The sequence below is a fragment of the Paenibacillus sp. 05T425 genome (assembly GCF_056396205.1).
In genome coordinates this window covers 343214-360225 of sequence record NZ_JBFTLA010000007.1, presented here as the reverse complement: position 1 = coordinate 360225, position 17012 = coordinate 343214, and the positions used below count along the sequence as shown (strand labels likewise).

The following is a 17012-nucleotide window of genomic DNA, read 5'->3' as shown; positions in this document are numbered from 1 at the left end:
ATGTAAGACCCCTTGAAGACGACGAGGTTGATAGGTTCGGGGTGGAAGCACAGCAATGTGTGTAGCTGACGAATACTAATCGGTCGAGGGCTTATCCTAAAAAGCTTACATGGTCCATACAACCTGTAGGCAACAGCTAAAGTTCAGTAGCACTATCTTTCGTATCCAGTTTTCAAGGCGCAATGCTTTGATTTCGAGTGATTGTGTCTTTCTGAAGCAATTCAGATGCGTAATCAGCGAAAACAGTATATTCCCTGATAGCTCAGTTGGTAGAGCACTCGACTGTTAATCGAGTTGTCACAGGTTCGAGTCCTGTTCGGGGAGCCATTGTAGAGAGGTGTCCGAGTGGTCGAAGGAGCACGATTGGAAATCGTGTAGGCTCTAACCGGGTCTCGAGGGTTCGAATCCCTTCCTCTCTGCCATATACGGCCCGTTGGTCAAGGGGTTAAGACACCTCCCTTTCACGGAGGTAACAGGGGTTCGAATCCCCTACGGGTCACCAACTTCTTTACAAAAAGATTGAAAAAAGTGCTTGACTTAAGACTTGAGCCTATGGTAAGATATAAAAGTCGCTCAAGACGATATGGAGGATTAGCTCAGCTGGGAGAGCATCTGCCTTACAAGCAGAGGGTCGGCGGTTCGATCCCGTCATCCTCCACCATTATAAATTTTTAACGACGCGGGGTGGAGCAGCCCGGTAGCTCGTCGGGCTCATAACCCGAAGGCCGCAGGTTCAAATCCTGCCCCCGCAACCAATGTTTACCTTCGGAATGATCCGAGAATATGATGTGGAGCTGTGGTGTAGAGGCCTAACATGCCTGCCTGTCACGCAGGAGACCGCGGGTTCGAATCCCGTCAGCTCCGCCATTACAAACATCAGGCTCGGTAGCTCAGTCGGTAGAGCAGAGGACTGAAAATCCTCGTGTCGGCGGTTCGATTCCGTCCCGAGCCACCATGATGTACTAGCAATACCTGAAGCAATTGGATATGCCGTTGTAGCTCAATTGGTAGAGCAACTGACTTGTAATCAGTAGGTTGGGGGTTCAAGTCCTCTCGACGGCACCACATGGAGGATTAGCGAAGTGGCCAAACGCGGGAGACTGTAAATCTCTTCCTCACGGTTCGGTGGTTCGAATCCATCATCCTCCACCAAGTTTACCTTAGGGGCATAGTTTAAAGGTAGAACAAAGGTCTCCAAAACCTTTGGTGTGGGTTCAATTCCTGCTGCCCCTGCCAATTGAATATCTTAACATGGCGGTCGTGGCGAAGTGGTTAACGCATCGGTTTGTGGATCCGACACTCGGGGGTTCAATTCCCCTCGATCGCCCCATTAATTTTAAAATTAGGTTTTATACTTTGTTGGGGATTAGCCAAGCGGTAAGGCAACGGACTTTGACTCCGTCATTCTCAGGTTCGATCCCTGAATCCCCAGCCATTGTTTCGCGGAAGTGGCTCAGCGGTAGAGCATCGCCTTGCCAAGGCGAGGGTCGCGGGTTCGATTCCCGTCTTCCGCTCCAATCTTTATTTGGCGCCATAGCCAAGTGGTAAGGCAGAGCTCTGCAAAAGCTCTACCCCCAGTTCGAGTCTGGGTGGCGCCTCCACAATATCTCGACAAATGTGCGGCCTTAGCTCAGCTGGATAGAGCGTTTGACTACGAATCAAAAGGTCAKGAGTTCGAATCTCTTAGGCCGCGCCATCTTTACAAATGAATATGCCGGCGTGGCGGAATGGCAGACGCGCGCGACTCAAAATCGTGAGGGAAACCGTGGAGGTTCGAGTCCTCTCGCCGGCACCATCACACACAATTATGAAGCTCTTAAGATCTAACGATCTTAAGAGCTTTTTTTGTGTTTTCTAATCGAATAAAACTATAGCTTTACATTTTAACTCTGCTTAGTGTACTATTTAACTAATACACAAATACGCAGGAGGATGGAACAAATGTCTAGTCAAGGTAATGAGCCTGTTCTTCGACTCTCGAACGTATCGAAGCGGATAGGCGGCAAAGCGCTCGTAGATAATCTGAGCTTCGATGTTCATAAGGGAGAGATTGTTGGCCTGCTTGGACCGAACGGAGCAGGTAAGACGACAACGATTCGAATGATCGTTGGACTGATCGAGATGAGTGAAGGTGATGTGGCTATCCAAGGGCATAGCGTTCGCAACCACTTTTTGAAGGCGGTGCAAGAGGTTGGGGCAATCATTGAGAATCCGGAGTTCTATCCGTACATGACCGGCCTCGATAATCTTAAGCAGTATCAACGGATGAATGAAAATATTACGGTTGCTCGTATTAAAGCGGTGACGGAGCTAGTGGGTCTTGAGAATGCGCTGAACAAGAAAGTTAAAGCCTATTCCTTAGGGATGCGCCAGCGATTGGGCATCGCTCAGGCGCTGTTGCATGAGCCATCGCTGCTTATACTGGATGAGCCGACGAACGGACTTGACCCGGCAGGCATTCGCGAAATGAGAGAGTATTTGAAGCGAATTGCGAAGGAGGAGAATATATCGATTCTCGTCTCCAGTCATTTGCTTTCCGAGATGGAACTTATGTGCAGCCGCGTTGTCGTTATTCAGGAAGGCAAGCTGGTGACGCATCGTACGATTGGTGTCGATTCAAGCGAGTCGAGTCAGGTGACAGTAGCTTTCCGAGTAGATAATGTATACAAAGCCAAGAAAGAAGTATTAGAACTGCAAGGCGTTACGATAACAGAAGAGCGGCCTGCGCAAGAAGAGTTAGTTGTTACGCTCGATAACGAACGCATTCCGGACGTACTGAGCTCTTTTGCCAATAAGCAGATCAAGGTGTATCGTATTACGGAAACGAAGCTATCGCTGGAAGACGAGTTCATCAAATGGACGGGAGGCAATCGAATTGCGTAGATTCAGCAAGCTTGTCGTAAATGAATGGTTGAAAATGTCCAAGAAGCGAAGCTTCTACATTGCCTATGCAGTATTGCTGCTTGCGACGATAGGCTTCACTTACATTATCATGGAAGTGTCGAACGGTCAGGAGCTTCCATCCGCACTGGACTTTACGGCGTCGGTAATCGGCAGAAGCGGCCTAGGACAGATCACTTCCTTCCTCGCTATTATTTATTCTGCTGGGGTGCTGGCGAAGGAATATCAGCTCGGGACGATTAAGCTGCTCCTCATTAGAGGGCATAGCCGAACAGCTGTGTTAGCGTCGAAATATGTAGCGGTGCTGTTGTTCGTTCTGTCTCTGATCCTGTTTTCGCTGGCAACAGCTCTAATCGCAGGATTCGTTACATTGGATTACAGCGGCGGGGAAAGCAATTGGAGCGACATATGGCTAACCACCTTGTATCAAACGATATACACCGTCATCTACGTAACGTTGACGTTCATGTTCGGTGTATTAACGAAGTCAACTGGAGCAACGATCGGTATAGGTATGCTTGCCGTGCTGATGGAAAGCATATTCAACGCCCTTCTGGCCAAATACGAATTCTACAAATACTTTTTCTTCCTGAACACTGACCTATCGGTTTATCGAATTGGTGAAACGCCGGCTGATGGGATGACGCTAACTTTTTCTAGTATTGTGGCTCTTGTATATGTAATCTTATTTCTAGGAGTAAGCTTTGTTACATTCAAGAAACGGGATATCGCTTAAGGAAATAGACGAGCCTAACGACGTTCGGGCGGCGGGAAGGAGCATCATCCATTGTGAGCATAGAGTTTGATAACAATCTGCCGATCTACTTGCAAATCATGAATCATATGAAGAAGCAAATCGTAGTCGGAAAGCTGAAGGCGGGGGACAAAATCCCATCCGTCAGAGAGCTTGCCGTCGAACTGCAAATTAACCCTAACACTGTACAACGTACGTTTCAGGAGCTGGAGCGAGAGCAGATCGTAGAGACGAAGCGCGGGCTAGGAAGATATGTGACAAGCGAGGTAGATAAAATTATGGAGATCAAAAAAGAAATGGCAGGAGACCTCATAGATCGGTTCATCCAGGGGATGCAAGAGCTTGGATTCCGGAATGACGATATTATTACGATCGTAGCCGAGGCTGTTAATGATGAAGATAACGGATAGGAGAGGTTGTTTGTGAATGACTTGCTGCAACTGAACGGCGTATCGAAGCATTATGGAACGAGGAAAGCATTGAACGGGGTATCTTTAAAGATCGGTCCTGGTAAAATCGTCGGTTTGCTCGGCAGCAACGGAAGCGGCAAGAGTACGCTGATGAAGATCGTCGCTGGCCTTATTCCTAGCTACAAAGGACATGTAGTGATCAATGGTCAACAAGTCGGAAGAGAGACACGCTCGTTCACTTCCTTCATGCCAGATCAGCCGCTTGCGGAAGGTTGGATGCGAGTGAGGGATGCGATAACCTTCTATCAGGATTTCTACGCTGACTTTGATACGGCAAAAGCGAATGAGATGTTACAGTTCATGAGGCTGGAGCGAGATGTTCGCGTGAGCAGCTTATCCAAAGGGATGCAGGAGCGGCTTCAGCTTACGCTTGCTTTATCCCGTAATGCTAAATTGTATTTGCTCGATGAACCAATTGGGGGTGTTGACCCTGTTGCCAGAGGCAAAATACTTGATGCGATTGTGGAGTATTATGATGAAAACAGCAGCTTGGTGATCGCCACACACTTGGTGCACGATATTGAGCGGATATTCGATGAAGTCGTTTTTATTAGGGATGGCGAGATTGTTCTGCATGAAGATGTAGAGACGATAAGAGCTAACAAAGGGCAAAGTGTAGATGAAAGGTTCAAGGAGGTGTACGGCGATGCTTAGGCTTCTGAAGTACGATTGGAAGCGCAATGCCGCTTTCCTTCTTGGTGTTCTGGCTATTGTCATCCTATTGCAAACGGCGTTGACCATAACGGCGCTTACACGCGATTGGGACGAATTCGTCGTCTATATATTAGGGACCATGCTCTACTCGCTGGCTACACTCCTGACCGTGGGGCAATGCTGCAAGAGCTACGATCAAAGCTTGCGTGTTTATAATCGTCGACTTCTACCGACTCATCCCCTTCAGAGCGTAGGAGCTATAATCATTTTGAGCTTGGTATGTGTTGTGGTCATTGGGATTATTGCACTTATTCACAACTATATCTATTTCTCAATGATGGGGCGGCATCTAGCTGATATTGTGGAGCTTGATTCCTTGACGCTTGGCAGTGTGATGGGCATCACGGTGAGCTTCTTATGGTCTGTCGTTATGATTATCCTAACGATACTCGTGGCCATAACGATAGGACAAAGTATAAATACGAAGCAAAGAATATGGATTGGCATCGTTTCTTTCTTCGGTTTGGCAATACTGCTGTCTTGGGTTGAAAATGTGTTGTTAGAGCTTGACTCGACCAATGCGATGTTTGGAATCGTATCCGTGCAAATGACGAGCACATCGGGAGAAGGAACGATTCAACTGCCTGCATCGCTGCACACCGCAATAGCAGCAGGGCCTATGCTTGTAGAGGCGTTATTCGCGGCGGGGTTCCTTTATCTGATACATTACCTTGCAAGCAAGAAGATTGGCATCTAAATAAAGCAGTAACAATGAGGGCGACTCGGGATACCACCGGCTCGTCCTTTTTATTGCGTTATCCAGATTATTCTATATAGAAAGCGCTTAACATGTTAAAATAGGTAACGAAATGATATCGGTCGAGGAGCTTGCGTGTGAAATACAATCATTCGTTGCGTACTAGCATTATTTTAGGATTTGTGGCGGTCATGCTGCCGATCGTGGTATTCATGCTGATTAATCATTTTTATGCGCGAGATATTGTACGGGATAAGGTTACAGAGACATACAGCAATACGTTAGATATATTCGTAAGGCAGACAGATACGAATTTGGAAGAGATTCAGAACTATTTGCTCAAAATGTCCGTTCTTGACGTGGATGTTGGTCTGCTTATGTCATTCCCGATTGAGTCTGATCTCTACACACTTACCAAAATTCGGATTGATACGAAGATTAAGCGCGACGTAGGCGTATACAGCATGATTAATTCTGTCTTCCTTTATCATGACAAGGATACGATATTCGGCACGGATAGCGACTATAATACGACACGGGCTATTATTGAAACGCATATGAAGGAGATCGTGAAGCGGCCTCTGGAGTACGAGCAAGGGCTGCGAAAGTGGGAGGTGCGGCACGACGACCGGATGCCGGGCAAATATTTTCTGATCAACAGCATTGAAGTAACGCCCGGCTTATATGCGGGAGCCATCATACGCATTAAAGACATCGACCAGTTGCTTGCGATTCAGTGGAGCGACGGGGATATCGGACATAGCGGAATCTTCTTGACGAACGGCAATGAGATGAAGGAATCACTGACGGAGAGCGAGCCTCCGATCCATTGGCAGATGCCTATAACGGATGAGCCGTATCAGTCCGTGACGAACGCGGAGACGGATCAGACCTATCTCGTCATGAGCCGGTCAAGCGGAATGGCGACGATGGCTTATCAGGTCGTCGTTCCAGAGGAGACGCTGCTGCGTGATTTGATGTTTTTCCAGAAGGTAGCACTGTTTGCCCCTTTAGGTTTTATCGTGCTGCTGCTCTTATATATGCTCTTCATGCGCAAGATGCTGTTCAAGCCGTTGCATGAGATCATTGTGGGGATGAAGAAGATTTCATTAGGGATGCTTGATGTAAGGCTCAAGACTGGCAAAACAGTCGAATTTGCATTCATGGGCAATACGTTTAATAAGATGGCAGAGCAGATCAAGACTCTGAAGATTGACGTGTACGAGGAACAGCTCCGCGTGAAGCAGGGCGAGCTGAGGCAGCTGCAGGCGCAGATCAATCCGCATTTCTATATGAACAGCTTGAATATTATTTATAATCTAGCGGCGTTGAACGATACGGACGGGGTGAAGAAGATGTCGCTGCACCTTGCAGACTACTTCCGTTTCATCATGAGAGCCAATCGGGATATGATTACACTGGCCGAAGAGCTGTCCCACATCGAGAACTACATGACGATCCAATCGTTGCGGTTCCCGGATAAGCTTGAATGCACTTTCGAAGTGCCGGAATCGATCCGCGGCTTCCAGGTGGCGGCGCTGACCGTACAGCCATTCGTAGAAAACGCGATTATTCACGGCTTCAAAAACAGGCGCAGGCTGTTCCAAGTGAAAATCAAAGCGGAGCATGTCGGCAGCGACGAGAAGACGGCAACAAGCTTCCGCATGACAATCGAAGACAACGGGGCAGGTTTCTCGGATGAAGTGCTGCCGCTTCTGCAGCGGAACATTCCGATATCGCAGGACGGCTCGTCGAGTCTCGGCATTATGAACGTTATCCATCGATTGAACTTAATATACGGTGACAAAGCGTCCGTCCAGTTCAACAACGGTGGCGAGCTAGGCGGGGCATCTATTGTGATTATATTGCCAATACCGACGGAGGGGACATCTGCACATGTATAATTTGCTTATCGTCGACGATGAAGATATAGCGATTAGAGGTATTGTTCAAGGCATTGACTGGAGCGATCTGCCGATTGCCAAGATCGAAACCGCCTATGATGCCGAAGAGGCCAAGGAGTTGCTTAACGAGCAGCGAATCGATATTTTATTGTCTGACATTGATATGCCTAATGAAAATGGTATCGAACTGCTGCGATGGGTGAATGAGCATTGTCCCGATACGGTGACACTGTTCCTGACCGGACATGCGGATTTCAAGTATGCTCAGCAGGCGGTTCAGCTTGACTGTTTCGATTATTTGCTTAAGCCGATCGATCACAATCAACTGAAGAAATGTGTGGCGGCAGCGATCGAGAAGGTTCGCGAGCAGCAGCAGATCCATGAAGTTCATTCCATGTATCAATCCTATTATGAACAATGGAATAAACAGCGGCCGGTGCTCGTCGAACGGTTCTGGCAGGATCTGTTCCATTACCGTCTATCCGCGGCAGCGAACCAGCTTGAGCCGGTTATGGACACGTACGGCATTCCGCTTAAGGCGGCTAGCAGTGTTCGAACGGTGCTCGTCAGCATCGAGCAGTGGCGCGAGGAATGGTCGGCACGGGATGAAGAGATTATGACCTATGGCGTGAAGAACGCGGCCGGAGAGCTTGTGCTTGCAGAACAGCCTGGACATGTCGTTCAGGAAGCGAATGGTATCTTATACGTCATATTCTATGAGCCGGACAAGGAAACAGGCAAAGATATTGCACTGCGCTGCAATCACTTCATTCAGCAGTGCCAATCGCTGCTGCACTGCAAGCTGTCATGCTACATCGKAGAGTCGGCCACCGTGCAAGAGGTACGGACGAAAGTCCAACGGCTGTTGGAGCTTGAGAAAAACAATGTCAGCGATGTAGGGACCGTTATACTGGAGAAGGAATATTCGAAGCCGACCGGAGGAGGTACGCCGCTGCAATTTCACTTCTCGGATTGGGCGCTGCTGCTGGAAATGGGCAAGCGGACCGAGTTGTCGCTGCGGATCGATGAATGCTTCGATCAAATGCAGGAGCGCAGTGCGGATTATACCTTCATCGCGTCCTTCTACTTCGGCTTTATGAATATGGTGTTCGGATGGCTGCACAAAAAATCGTTGCTGGCTAGCGACGTGTTTCCAAGCGGCGAATGGGAAGAGGGAGAGCAGGCGCTTAAGTCGCTGAACAGGCTGCGTGCCTGGACCCAGCAAATCTGCGTACTTACCGCTGATTATTCGCAGCAGTCAGGCAAGGATGTGTCGCAAGTTGTGGAGAAGGTGCAGCGCCATATGGAGAGTCATCTACATGAGGAATTCAGCCGCGAGCAAGCGGCGGAGTCGGTATTTCTTAATCCCGCCTATTTGTCGAGGTTGTTCAGGCGAGAGACTGGACGCTCGCTAACGGATTACCTGGTCGAGCTTCGGATAAACAAAGCGCGCACGGAGCTTGAGAAAACGAACATACGCATCAGCGACATTGCCGCGACGGTCGGTTATTCGAACTTCTCGCATTTCTCCAAGCTGTTCAAGAAAGAAACCGGATTAACGCCGCAAGAGTATCGCAAAAAAGCGCAAAACCTGTAAGAAGTCACAACAGCGTTAACAAGGTCACGACACCGATAGATCATCGGTGTCTTTTTTTATTACTATTAAGTTACAAGAAAGAGAGGCAAGGGGAGGAAACGTATGGCACTCGTCAAAAACATGAAGAAATATTGGGCGTTCTACTTAATGATGTTGCCCGGTGTMGTATTTCTAATTGTGAACAACTACATTCCGATGCTCGGTGCGGCTATCGCATTCAAGCATGTCAATTACGAAGTGGGGCTTTTGAAGAGTCCTTGGGTCGGCTTTGAGAACTTTCATTATTTGTTCAAAACGAGCGACGCTTGGATAATAACGAGGAACACAATCTTGTACAACGTTGTCTTTATTATTTTGAATCTGATCATACCGGTCGCATTCGCTATATTCCTTAATGAGATGCGCAACAAATTTTTCGCTAAGGTTCACCAAACGATATTGTTCCTACCGTACTTCTTGTCCATGATCGTCATTAGCTACTTGGTTTACGGCTTCCTGCATGATTCGCATGGCTTCATCAACACGACGATTCTGAAGGGGTTGGGGCTTGAGCCGGTGCAATGGTATTTCCAAAAGGAAATATGGCCGTATCTGCTGCCTCTCGTTAATACATGGAAGAACGTTGGCTACTATGCGGTAATCTACTTGGCGGCGGTCATCGGCTTCGATGACGAATACTACGAGGCTGCAACGATCGATGGAGCCAGCAAATGGCAGCAGATCAGAAGCATTACAATACCTCTGCTCGCACCGATGATGGTTGTTATGACGATGCTGCAAATCGGCCGTATCTTCTACGCCGACTTTGGACTGTTCTATCAGGTACCGCGTGAGTCTGGTCCGCTATTCTCGGTAACGAACGTTATCGACACCTATGTCTATCGAACGTTTCTGGCTCTGGGGGATGTTGGACTATCGTCAGCAGCCGGCTTGTACCAATCCGTTGTCGGATTCGTACTCGTCTTCGTATCCAACTGGATCGTTCGCCGCATCGATGCGGACAAAGCACTGTTCTAGACTTTACGCTTACGAAAAATGTTTGCCGCGCAAACATTGAGGAGGAGACATATGGAAGCCACCGCATTAGCAGACAAATCAGCGAAAGCTCCTAATCCGTTCAATCAAATCGGAGCTATCCCTAATGCCATCATAAATATTTTCTTTACCCTGTATTCAATCTGTTGTATAGTGCCTATCGTGCTGATTGTGATGGTATCATTATCCAACGAGCAGGATGTGCTCACGTTAGGCTACACCTTTTTCCCGAAAAACATCGAGTTCACCGCCTATGAGTATTTGTTGAAGGACTGGCAGCAAATTGTGAGGTCCTACGGGGTTACGATCTTCGTAACGGTGGCAGGAACAGTCGGCGCACTCATTATTATGGCGCTTTACGCGTATCCAATCTCGCGGACGGATTTTCCGCAGCGCAAGTTTTTCACATTCTTCATCTTCTTGACGATGCTTTTCAACGGCGGTCTTGTGCCGTGGTACCTCGTCTATGTCAATATGCTTGGACTTCGCAACAACATTTGGGCGCTTGTATTGCCGCTCTTAGTGTCCGCTTTCTTCGTTATCATTATCCGGACATTTTTCCAGACGACGATTCCCACGGCAGTGCTCGAATCGGCGAAGATCGACGGAGCGGGAGAAATGAGAATCTTTTTCCAAATCGTATTGCCGTTGTCGCTGCCCGTCCTGGCAACTGTAGCTCTGTTCAGTACGCTTAACTACTGGAATGATTGGTTTCTAAGCTTGGTGTTCATAAGTGACGACAAGACGCTGAGCATTCAATATCTCATGTACAAGATGCTGATGAACATTCAGTTTCTAGCCAACAACAGTACGGCTGCTGCACAGATTGCGGCTGCTGGCGGTAACGTGCAGTATCCGAACGAAACGGTGCGTATGGCCATGGCGATCGTCGGTATCGGCCCTATCGTATTCGCTTATCCGTTCTTCCAAAAGTATTTTGTTAAAGGCTTGACGGTTGGCGCTGTGAAAGGTTAATCGGGGTCTAAGTTCGGCTACAGCCGGCATAAAGCCGGATTAGCATATATCCATCATTTTGGGGAGGTCAAGGCTCTATGTTGAAAGTGAGAAAAAATGTGCTGAGCGTATTGATTCTTATGCTTGCTGCGACACTTGTGTTTACCGCTTGTTCGGGCAACAATGCAAAAGAAGGAAGCAACACGAGCACGAATGAACCTGCTGAAGCTACGAACGCGCCGGAAGCGACAGAACCGGCTAAAGAACCTGCAACCGATTTGAAACCGTATACGATTAAGCTGGTGTATACTGGCCTTCCACAGAAGGACGAAGCAAAGATCGAAGAAGCTGCAAGCAAATATTTGACTGAGAAAATCAACGCTAAGCTGGACATCATTGCTATCGACTGGGGTCCATGGGAAGATAAGCTGAACATGATGATCGCATCCCGCGAGAAAGTTGACGTCATCTTCACCGCGCAATGGCAGAAATATGCTATCAACGTAGAGAAAGGCGCCTTCAAAGATTTGGCTGACCTTCTCCAAACGCCAGCAGGTCAAGCAGTTGTGAGCGGTCTTGATCCGGCATATATCGAAGGTTCGAAGATCAATGGCAAAAACTACGCCATTCCGACGAACAAAGAGCTAGCGGCGCAAGGCGGTATCGTTTACCGTAAAGACGTAGCTGAAGAGCTGGGAATCGACATGTCGCAAGTAAAAACCATCGCTGATCTAGACGCTGTATTCGCTACGGTGAAAGAAAAGAAACCGGGCATGACGCCAATCTACTTCAAAGAAGGCGAAACATTCAACTCCCATTATATCGGCAACTACGACGCTCTTGGCGACACGTCAATCCCAGGCTTGATCTTGAAGGATGCAGACGATACAAAAGTGGTTCCGAACTATGACCTGCCGCGTTACGTTGATACATTGAAGCTGACTCGCGACTTCTTCAAGAAGGGCTACATCAACTCCGACGCTGCAACGAACCAAACAAGCACGAACGATGCAATCAAATCCGGCAACTATTTTGCGGTACCTAACTCCTTGAAACCAGGCAAAGCTGCAGAGATGGAAAACCAACTCGGCATGACTGGCAAGTTAGCTCAAGTTGCGCTTAACGAGAAAACGACGGCAACTTCGGAAACGGCTGGCGCGATGCTTGCTATCTCGACGACTTCTGAAGATCCAGAACGCGCAATGATGTTCATCAGTCTCCTGCACACGGACAAAGTCTTGAATAACCTGATTAACTTCGGTATCGAAGGCGATCACTACGACAAAGTAAGCGATGAAATTATTAAACCTGCTGCTAATGCGGCTTCCTACGCTCCTGGCGCTGCATGGATGCTCGGCAACCAATTCCTGAACTATGTGTGGGAATCGGAAGCTCCAGACAAATGGGCACAATTCGCAGAGTTCAATAAAGGCTCTAAAGTATCCAAAGGTCTTGGCTTCGTATTCAACAGCGAACCGGTCAAAGCAGAAGTTGCTGCAATCGTCAACGTGGATGCGGAATACTTGACTGCGCTTGAAACAGGCTCTGTAGACGTCGACAAAGTACTTCCTGAGTACAGCTCGAAGTTGAAGGCTGCAGGCATTGACAAGATCATTACAGAGAAACAAACGCAATTCGATGCATTCCTAGCAGGCAAATAATAGAGTAGAAAATAGCCGACCAGCGTACAGCGCTGCGTCGGCTATTGTTGTTATTATGGCTTGTTTCACCTTAGGACGGGCAGCTTACTCGACTAAGGTCTAGTTCAGAAACCGCCGAAAGTCCGTTTTAACCAATTGAAAAAAAACCTAAACTAAGTACATAGGCAAGAGCAATACAAATGCAGCACAGAAACAAAGAAACAAACCAAAAAAATCGTAGAAAGAGGTGAACTAAGCTATGAACGGAAAAAGCGCATTAGGCGTCCTGCTTGTAGCAGTCGGCGGGATTGCAATACTTAAGTTTATCGGCATCAACTTCGGAGCGATACTCGGTCTCCTGCTTCCATTCATTCTAATCGGCTTCGGTATTCTAGGCTGGGTGAACGGGAAGAAAATTATCGGCGGTGTACTTGCTGCAATCGGCGGACTTATGCTTCTAGGCAAACTGGGCGGCATCCTGATGCTCCTCCTGGCGATCGGCGCGATCGCATGGGGCGTATCGATGGTTAAGAAAAGCAGACACGGCTATTAATAGATAGCGATGATCATAGATAGGACGGTGCAATAGATGAGCATTATGAAGCGCGTACGCGACATCACAGTCGCTACCTTGAATGAAAGATTAGAGAAATCGGAAGACCCGGTTCGATTGATTGATCAGTTCCTATGGTCCACGCGGGAAGACATTATTCAAGCAGAGAAGCTTTACCAGCAATACGCTGGCCATAGCAACCACCTAAAGGCACAGTGGCTGCAAGCCGAGCAACAGAAGGAGCGGCGCGAACAGCAAGCTCTGACTGCACTAAAAGCCGGCGAGGAGCAGCTTGCACGAATTGCGTTGCATGAGAAAGCGAGCTGCGAAGAGCGCTCGAATCAGTATCGTGAGCTGTTCGAGCAAAGCAGACAAAATACAATCGATCTTGAAGAGCAGCTTCGCCAGATGCGAAGCGAGTATCAGACGGTATATGACAAGCGTGAATATTACGCTGCGCGAATGGAGTCGCTAAGACTTCAGCAGCGGATGAACAGCCGGTACGCCGGCGCTTACGGCGAGCAAGGCGTACAGCCGGGCGCCGTGTTCAGAAGGCTGGAAGATCGCATTAGCGATATGGAGCAGGAAGCAAAGAGCTTACGCGATGTTCGCAGAATGGGACAGGAGTTCCTATCCGAAGCGGGCAGCACGGTTCAGTCCGTTATAGAAAGGGAGCTTCAGCAATTAAAACGGAAGCTTGAGAAGGAAGGTTGGACGTCTTGAAAAAACTGTACCGATCGAGACAGGAGAAAATGCTCTTCGGCCTATGCGGCGGATTAGCGAGAATGCTTAATGTCGATGCGACACTATTGCGGATTCTGCTAGTTGTTGTGACGATCTTGTCAGGCGGCGCACCGATTCTGATCTACTTGATCGCAGTGCTCGTCGTACCGAAAGAGCCGCCGATCTACTCGGATTACGGCCCGCATGGTTTCAATAACGGTTATGGCGGCGGCGTAGGCCAAGGCAACTATAATCAAGGCGGATTCAATAATAACTTCGGCGGAAACGGCAACGCTCCATTCGGCACGCCCCCAAGCTACGGCGGTCCATACAAAAACCCGCCGCAACAACCGGGAGCATGGAACGGCCCGCAACCTAATGTTGCACCTGCGGCTAACTCGCAGTTCGATAGCATGATGGATGATTTGGAGAAAAAAGCGCTCCGTCGCGAAATTGATGAGCTGAAAGCCAAACTAGCTAAATACGAGAAGGGAGAATAACAAAATGGGAATTTTCAAACGCATGAAAGATATGACGAAGGCAACAGTAAACGAGGCGCTTGATAAAATAGAAGATCCGGTTATTATGCTTAACCAATACCTGCGTGATATGGAATCCGAGATTCATCAAGCAGAAGTAACGGTTGCGAAGCAAATGGCGAATGAGCGCCGCATGAAGCAGCGTCTCGAAGAAACGATCCGCAACGTAGGCGACCGCGAATCGAAAGCAGAGGCCGCGCTTCGCGCAGGTCAAGAGGAGCTTGCCCGCAAGCTGCTTGAAGAGAAGCTGTACTTCGACCAAAAGGTTGGCGAATACACAGAACTTCATGCACAAGCGAAAACGCAAGCGGACGGCTTGATGCAACAGCTTCATACGATGAAGGATGAGTTCTACCAGCTTCGCAACAAGCGCAATGAGCTTGCGTCCCGTGCTCAAGTAGCGAAAGCTCAGAAGCAAATGGCTCAGCTTGCTTCCAACCATACGATTGACAGCGGTACAGCATCACGCGGCTTCTACCGGATGGAAGAGAAGATTTTGCAACTGGAAGCGGAAGCTGACGTGCTTCGTACGCCATATGGCGCTAGCGGCCAGACGCTTACTGTAACTGCAGCTGATCTCGAGAAGAAGCATAAGGTTGACGAGCAGCTTGAAGCATTGAAAGCTAAGCTCGGCGCAACTAGCGCACCAAGCCTGACGAAGGAAGCAACAGAAGAATAGGATTCATCTTCGAGTAAGAAGAAGCGGACCGTATCATAACGGTCTGCTCTTCTTGCTTCTATGCGTGAAAGGATATACTGTTACATAGAGGATGTGAGCTGAATGGAGCGAGAGAAGCCAAGCAACAGTAACGATACCCATCATACAGCCCGCAAGCGGAAAATAACGGAGACTATACTGTGGCTTCTCATCATAGTCAGCTTAGTTGTTATTATGCTGCAAGGGATTGGTTATGTAGAGCTGTTCACCCTTCATGGCAAGTGGGCAATTATCGGTCTTATTATAATCGGAGTGGCGCTGGCGGCGGCAGCGATTAACGGTTATTTGCAAAATTCGAAGCTGAAGGAAGCGCTCAAGAGGCTTACTGAGCAGCAGATGAAGCGCCGGTTTAATGTGACGCTCGATAATGAAGAGCAAGCGACACGCGAGATGAGCGAGCAGGCTCAGCCCGATCCGGCGTGGACGGCGAAGGTCAAGTTCTCCGCCGTTATCGAGGAGCGGCAGCGGCTGGCCCGCGAGCTTCACGATGCGGTAAGCCAGCAGCTGTTCGCCATCTCGATGACGGCGACAGCTGTGAGCCGTACGATCGAGCGCGATTGGAGTCGCGCCAAGCGTCAGGTACAGCTGATCGAGGAGATGGCAGCGGTAGCCCAGTCCGAGATGAGAGCTTTGCTGCTTCATCTGCGGCCCGTCCATCTGGAMGGCAAAAACCTAGGACAAGCGCTATCCGCGCTTGTAGATGAATTGCTGCAGAAAGTGCCAATCGCGATTACGCTCGAGGTCGATGAGTCGATTGTGCTGAATCCGCAAGCGGAGGATCACTTATTCCGCATTGCGCAGGAGGCGCTATCGAATACGCTTCGCCATTCGAAGGCGGAACGTATGGATATTAGACTGCTGCGCAGTGACGGCGGCGTGCAGATGAGCATCAGCGACAGCGGCATAGGCTTCGATCTGGAAGCAAAGAAGCAGACGTCCTATGGGCTGCTCACGATGGAGGAGCGGGTGAATGAGCTTGGCGGTTCGCTTAAGATGACTTCGAGAACCGGCGAAGGGACGCATATCCTCATTTGGGTGCCAGCTTAACCGCTGGAGTACGATTTTGACAATAAAAAAAGTTACGGTTGCAAGCAGTGGCAAGCCATGTATATATTTTAGAGAGATAAAGGTGGTGTGAGTATGGAGGCAGTTGAGCAATTGAGCCAGCCGATCAAGGTGCTTCTCGTGGATGATCATGAGATGGTGCGTATCGGCCTTGCGGCTGTGCTTGATACAGAGGATGGAATTGAGGTTGTTGGTGAAGCGAGCAACGGGATGGATGGCATTCGGCTAGCCCAGGCTTATAAGCCTGACGTTGTGTTGATGGATCTTGTTATGGACGGCATGGACGGCGTGGAGACGACAGCGAAGCTGCTTGAGCTGTATCCAGAGTGCAAGGTTATCGTGCTTACGAGTTACTTGGATGACAGCAAGCTGTATCCGGTCATTGAAGCAGGCGCATTCAGCTACTTATTGAAGACATCGCGTGCGAACGAGATCGCCGATGCGATTCGCGCTGCGGCACGGGGCCAGTCGGTATTGGAGTCGCAAGTTGCGGCGAAGATGATGAATCGATTCCGCCAGCCGAAGCAGCAGGAGCAAGCGCCGCTGTACGAGGAGCTGACGGAGCGGGAGATGGATGTCCTTAAGCGCGTGGCGCAAGGGTTGTCCAATCAGGAGATTGCCGATGAGCTGTTCATCGGGGTGAAGACCGTTAAGTTCCATATTACGAACATCTTTAATAAGCTGGAAGTGGACGATCGAACGCAAGCAGCTATATATGCGCATAAGCAAGGGATTGCTGATTAAATTA

Annotated in this window: 16 protein-coding genes, 16 tRNA genes and 1 rRNA gene; all 33 read left to right on the top strand. The window is 48.9% G+C overall.

Annotation, left to right across the window (positions count from 1 at the left end; genetic code table 11):
• Positions 1-99, top strand: a 23S ribosomal RNA gene (locus tag AC1DF0_RS18935); the annotation flags it as partial.
• 152 nt (positions 100-251) lie between these two features.
• A tRNA-Asn gene (locus tag AC1DF0_RS18930) sits at positions 252-327 on the top strand.
• Between the two features lie 4 nt (positions 328-331).
• Positions 332-422 (top strand) — tRNA-Ser (locus tag AC1DF0_RS18925).
• Between the two features lie 5 nt (positions 423-427).
• A tRNA-Glu gene (locus AC1DF0_RS18920) sits at positions 428-502 on the top strand.
• An 83-nt stretch (positions 503-585) separates the two neighbouring features.
• Positions 586-661 (top strand) — tRNA-Val (locus tag AC1DF0_RS18915).
• A gap of 17 nt (positions 662-678) precedes the next feature.
• Positions 679-755 (top strand) — tRNA-Met (locus tag AC1DF0_RS18910).
• A gap of 35 nt (positions 756-790) precedes the next feature.
• Positions 791-867, top strand: a tRNA-Asp gene (locus tag AC1DF0_RS18905).
• A 12-nt stretch (positions 868-879) separates the two neighbouring features.
• Positions 880-955 (top strand) — tRNA-Phe (locus tag AC1DF0_RS18900).
• Positions 956-989: 34 nt separating this feature from the next.
• Positions 990-1065: transfer RNA gene (locus tag AC1DF0_RS18895), tRNA-Thr, on the top strand.
• A gap of 3 nt (positions 1066-1068) precedes the next feature.
• A tRNA-Tyr gene (locus AC1DF0_RS18890) sits at positions 1069-1152 on the top strand.
• A gap of 10 nt (positions 1153-1162) precedes the next feature.
• Positions 1163-1236 (top strand) — tRNA-Trp (locus tag AC1DF0_RS18885).
• Between the two features lie 18 nt (positions 1237-1254).
• A tRNA-His gene (locus AC1DF0_RS18880) sits at positions 1255-1330 on the top strand.
• A gap of 30 nt (positions 1331-1360) precedes the next feature.
• Positions 1361-1435 (top strand) — tRNA-Gln (locus tag AC1DF0_RS18875).
• A 7-nt stretch (positions 1436-1442) separates the two neighbouring features.
• Positions 1443-1517 (top strand) — tRNA-Gly (locus AC1DF0_RS18870).
• 10 nt (positions 1518-1527) lie between these two features.
• A tRNA-Cys gene (locus AC1DF0_RS18865) sits at positions 1528-1601 on the top strand.
• Between the two features lie 18 nt (positions 1602-1619).
• Positions 1620-1696 (top strand) — tRNA-Arg (locus tag AC1DF0_RS18860).
• A 17-nt stretch (positions 1697-1713) separates the two neighbouring features.
• A tRNA-Leu gene (locus AC1DF0_RS18855) sits at positions 1714-1795 on the top strand.
• Positions 1796-1941: 146 nt separating this feature from the next.
• A complete protein-coding gene (locus tag AC1DF0_RS18850; protein WP_477574959.1) occupies positions 1942-2883 on the top strand; it encodes an ABC transporter ATP-binding protein in 942 nt (313 codons plus the stop codon).
• Positions 2876-3637 carry an ABC transporter permease gene (locus AC1DF0_RS18845; protein WP_442051489.1) on the top strand — a complete coding sequence of 254 codons (762 nt, stop codon included), beginning with the start codon at positions 2876-2878 and terminating at the stop codon, positions 3635-3637. Before AC1DF0_RS18850 ends, AC1DF0_RS18845 begins: the two co-directional genes overlap by 8 nt.
• Before the next feature lie 53 nt (positions 3638-3690).
• The gene (locus AC1DF0_RS18840) at positions 3691-4065 is read left to right on the top strand and encodes a GntR family transcriptional regulator (RefSeq protein ID WP_477574958.1); all 375 of its coding nucleotides are present in this window, start codon (positions 3691-3693) and stop codon (positions 4063-4065) included.
• 12 nt (positions 4066-4077) lie between these two features.
• The gene (locus tag AC1DF0_RS18835) at positions 4078-4779 is read left to right on the top strand and encodes an ABC transporter ATP-binding protein (protein WP_477574957.1); all 702 of its coding nucleotides are present in this window, start codon (positions 4078-4080) and stop codon (positions 4777-4779) included.
• Positions 4772-5536: a hypothetical protein gene (locus AC1DF0_RS18830; protein WP_477574956.1), complete on the top strand. Its 765-nt coding sequence runs from the start codon at positions 4772-4774 to the stop codon at positions 5534-5536. Before AC1DF0_RS18835 ends, AC1DF0_RS18830 begins: the two co-directional genes overlap by 8 nt.
• 137 nt (positions 5537-5673) lie before the next feature.
• Positions 5674-7440, top strand: a complete 1767-nt coding sequence (locus AC1DF0_RS18825) for a sensor histidine kinase (protein ID WP_477574955.1) — start codon at positions 5674-5676, stop codon at positions 7438-7440.
• Complete coding sequence (locus tag AC1DF0_RS18820; protein WP_477574954.1) at positions 7433-9037, top strand: response regulator; 1605 nt, start codon at positions 7433-7435, stop codon at positions 9035-9037. The genes AC1DF0_RS18825 and AC1DF0_RS18820 overlap by 8 nt, the downstream gene beginning before the upstream one ends.
• A gap of 102 nt (positions 9038-9139) precedes the next feature.
• Entirely contained in the window at positions 9140-10054 is a 915-nt protein-coding gene (locus AC1DF0_RS18815; RefSeq protein ID WP_477574953.1) for an ABC transporter permease, read from the top strand.
• 51 nt (positions 10055-10105) lie between these two features.
• Positions 10106-11047 (top strand): carbohydrate ABC transporter permease, encoded by a 942-nt coding sequence (locus AC1DF0_RS18810; RefSeq protein WP_442051482.1) that lies wholly within the window; start codon positions 10106-10108, stop codon positions 11045-11047.
• 77 nt (positions 11048-11124) lie between these two features.
• Positions 11125-12687, top strand: a complete 1563-nt coding sequence (locus AC1DF0_RS18805) for an ABC transporter substrate-binding protein (protein ID WP_477574952.1) — start codon at positions 11125-11127, stop codon at positions 12685-12687.
• Positions 12688-12925: 238 nt separating this feature from the next.
• Positions 12926-13219, top strand: coding sequence for a LiaF transmembrane domain-containing protein (locus tag AC1DF0_RS18800; protein ID WP_442051480.1), 294 nt, complete (start codon positions 12926-12928; stop codon positions 13217-13219).
• 36 nt (positions 13220-13255) lie between these two features.
• Entirely contained in the window at positions 13256-13942 is a 687-nt protein-coding gene (locus tag AC1DF0_RS18795; protein ID WP_337102726.1) for a PspA/IM30 family protein, read from the top strand.
• Complete coding sequence (locus tag AC1DF0_RS18790) at positions 13939-14442, top strand: PspC domain-containing protein (protein WP_477574951.1); 504 nt, start codon at positions 13939-13941, stop codon at positions 14440-14442. Before AC1DF0_RS18795 ends, AC1DF0_RS18790 begins: the two co-directional genes overlap by 4 nt.
• 4 nt (positions 14443-14446) lie before the next feature.
• Positions 14447-15160 (top strand): PspA/IM30 family protein, encoded by a 714-nt coding sequence (locus tag AC1DF0_RS18785; protein ID WP_337102728.1) that lies wholly within the window; start codon positions 14447-14449, stop codon positions 15158-15160.
• A gap of 102 nt (positions 15161-15262) precedes the next feature.
• Complete coding sequence (locus tag AC1DF0_RS18780; RefSeq protein ID WP_477574950.1) at positions 15263-16246, top strand: sensor histidine kinase; 984 nt, start codon at positions 15263-15265, stop codon at positions 16244-16246.
• Between the two features lie 93 nt (positions 16247-16339).
• On the top strand, positions 16340-17008 hold the full coding sequence (locus AC1DF0_RS18775; protein WP_442051476.1) for a response regulator transcription factor: 669 nt from the start codon (positions 16340-16342) through the stop codon (positions 17006-17008).
• Positions 17009-17012: the final 4 nt, after the last annotated feature.

Bases quoted from the DNA above. Each gene is read 5' to 3' on its own strand.
- AC1DF0_RS18810 (WP_442051482.1), top strand. From the start codon at position 10,106: ATGGAAGCCACCGCATTAGCAGACAAATCAGCGAAAGCTCCTAATCCG.
- AC1DF0_RS18850 (WP_477574959.1), top strand. From the start codon at position 1,942: ATGTCTAGTCAAGGTAATGAGCCTGTTCTTCGACTCTCGAACGTATCG.
- AC1DF0_RS18785 (WP_337102728.1), top strand. From the start codon at position 14,447: ATGGGAATTTTCAAACGCATGAAAGATATGACGAAGGCAACAGTAAAC.
- AC1DF0_RS18805 (WP_477574952.1), top strand. From the start codon at position 11,125: ATGTTGAAAGTGAGAAAAAATGTGCTGAGCGTATTGATTCTTATGCTT.
- AC1DF0_RS18830 (WP_477574956.1), top strand. From the start codon at position 4,772: ATGCTTAGGCTTCTGAAGTACGATTGGAAGCGCAATGCCGCTTTCCTT.
- AC1DF0_RS18775 (WP_442051476.1), top strand. From the start codon at position 16,340: ATGGAGGCAGTTGAGCAATTGAGCCAGCCGATCAAGGTGCTTCTCGTG.
- AC1DF0_RS18795 (WP_337102726.1), top strand. From the start codon at position 13,256: ATGAGCATTATGAAGCGCGTACGCGACATCACAGTCGCTACCTTGAAT.
- AC1DF0_RS18800 (WP_442051480.1), top strand. From the start codon at position 12,926: ATGAACGGAAAAAGCGCATTAGGCGTCCTGCTTGTAGCAGTCGGCGGG.